At 60.6% G+C, this 2,113-nt stretch carries 2 protein-coding genes; both read right to left on the bottom strand.

Translation table 11 applies throughout. The features are described 5' to 3' along the window. Positions 1-261 precede the first annotated feature (261 nt). The gene (locus ACT3TD_RS14715; protein WP_444615231.1) at positions 262-435 is read right to left on the bottom strand and encodes a hypothetical protein; all 174 of its coding nucleotides are present in this window, start codon (positions 433-435) and stop codon (positions 262-264) included. A gap of 758 nt (positions 436-1,193) precedes the next feature. Then, positions 1,194-1,598, bottom strand: a complete 405-nt coding sequence (locus ACT3TD_RS14710; protein WP_444615232.1) for a hypothetical protein — start codon at positions 1,596-1,598, stop codon at positions 1,194-1,196. Between the last annotated feature and the right edge of the window lie 515 nt (positions 1,599-2,113).

Genomic DNA, 2,113 nt, shown 5'->3' with positions numbered 1-2,113 from the left:
ACGGTGCATACGCCTGAGGGTGTCATCCTGGCCGCCACAAACCCTTTAGCAACACGACCTAGAAAGCAGGCATTATTCGGCGGCCGACCGTCGGATTTGGGACCTCTCCGGTCCATGCTCGGCGGTTGAGGCGTGTGCCGGTAGGTGCGCGTTAGCTATAATTCCCCGTGAGGTCATGAACACGCGATGAAGGAAGCGCACCTCCGATAGGTGTGTGGGCTCGGTGATTGTGAGTGATGCAGGAACTGCTTGCACGCCGCCTCACTCAGATACGGCCATGCCGTAGGTCCACTCGGTCATCAGCGTGTTGTTGGGCCGTTCGTCCTTGCTGTTGTTCTGCGTCGGATATGCCCAGGTGAACCGGTGGGTGACCTTCGCGCCCAGGGCATTTTTGAACACCTGTGAGCGGTAGCAAGACCCGTTGTCGGTCATCACCGCTTCCACGGTAACCTCCAGTGACTCGAAGAAGGTTGTAGCCTGGGTCCAGAACCCCGTAGCGGTGTCTTTACACTCGTCATTCAGGATCTCCGAGTAGACGCTCTCGAGTAGTCGTCGATGCCCGTGATGCAAGCACTGGTAGCCTGGAGATCGGAACACTCCGGCGCGTGCCGCCGCCCCACTGGCAATGCTTGATGCCCGTTGCTGGGTGGAGCCTCTGCTGAGCATTCGCCATCCGGCCCCGCGGGGAGAACCCGCCCGAGTTTCTTGAGGCCGACATGCACCAACTCACCGGGCAGGTTCTCTCGTAGCGTATCGGCGGGATCTTGCGTGCCGGCAGGCCAGTGGTTTGATCCCCTCTGTCGACGCGGTCCAGTGCGGGTGTGGTGTAGCGGGTCCGCACCCGGCCGACGGTGGCGCGGGCGGCACCGAGGTGGGAGCCGAGTGGCCGGTGAGACGTTGAACCGTTCAGCCGCTGGGCATCGGGACCAGCGGTGGCCGATGACTAGCTATACGAGTTACCCGACGGGGTCAATGATGCGTTACGGCCGCGTCAGGAGAGGCCTCCTGGTCCCTTGTAGTGAGTGGTGATTCACTCACCACGGTTGCCGGCGTTTTTCTGAGTGTCATGCGTTGCGGTGGTCATGACCTCCCAGGGCAATGCAGTTAGTAGAATCACAGCACGACCTGTAGTCCGCGACGAATCCGACAAGTGCGTGCAACTTCGGCGTATTGGAAAGGTTATCCTAAGTATCTTAGCGGGGTTGGCCTTTTCGGATGTCGGCGATTTGGCCTCGCGACAATCCTGTCGTGGTGGTTACCTCATCCCATGACACGCCCGTGGCCAGCGCGGCACACACAGCTGCATCGCGATGCGCGCGGGCGTCCTCGAGATGCTCTACGGCGTCACGACACCGAACCTGCGCGTCGTAGAGGTCATCTAGTGACCGTGCAGCCACTTCAGGCTGTGCCTTCTCGACCAGCCGGACCAGTCGCTCGGTATCATCCGCACCGATCTGCTCTGGATCAATGACCCGCCCCTCTGACTGCTCAATCGTGCCAATTTGCTCGAGCACAAGCTCCTTGCCTAGAGCAGTGTCCAACCCTAATCGACGATGAACGGCGATGGATATGTCCTCGACAGAGAACGCACCCGTCATGATTACCCTCTCACGTGCACACTCGACGTTACCTACCTGATGTGGTCCAGAACACCATACCCGCAGTACCTGGAACAAGGACGAATCCTGGTTCCCCTGCGCACCGCGCAGAGTCCGAAACCCAGCCGCAATGATGTGACACCACGGCACGTCATCACCGAGTGCAGCATCCGTCGGGGATGCAGCGTCGCCTGCCTAGCTGTACTGGACGGGAATGTCTCTCCAGCCACCCTCTAGGCAAGGGGGGACCGGGAGGACTACGCTCATGCCGGTGGAACTCAGTCGTCCTCACCGACACCCCCGCCACCTGCACATGCCGCAGGTCACACTCTCACCGGCCCAGGCAGTCGCCCTAGGATTCCTGGCACTCATCGTGATCGGGACACTGGTGTTGAGCATGCCAGCAGCCTCGGCCTCTGGTGTTGGCACTGATCTGTTGTCATCCTTGTTCACGGTCACCTCCGCGGTGACGATGACCGGGTTAGTCGTACTCGACACCGGCTCTCACTGGAGCG

The organism is Corynebacterium sp. AOP36-E1-14, from assembly GCF_052377495.1.
Taxonomy (GTDB): Bacteria; Actinomycetota; Actinomycetes; order Mycobacteriales; family Mycobacteriaceae; genus Corynebacterium.
This window is presented reverse-complemented; position numbering and strand designations above follow the sequence as displayed.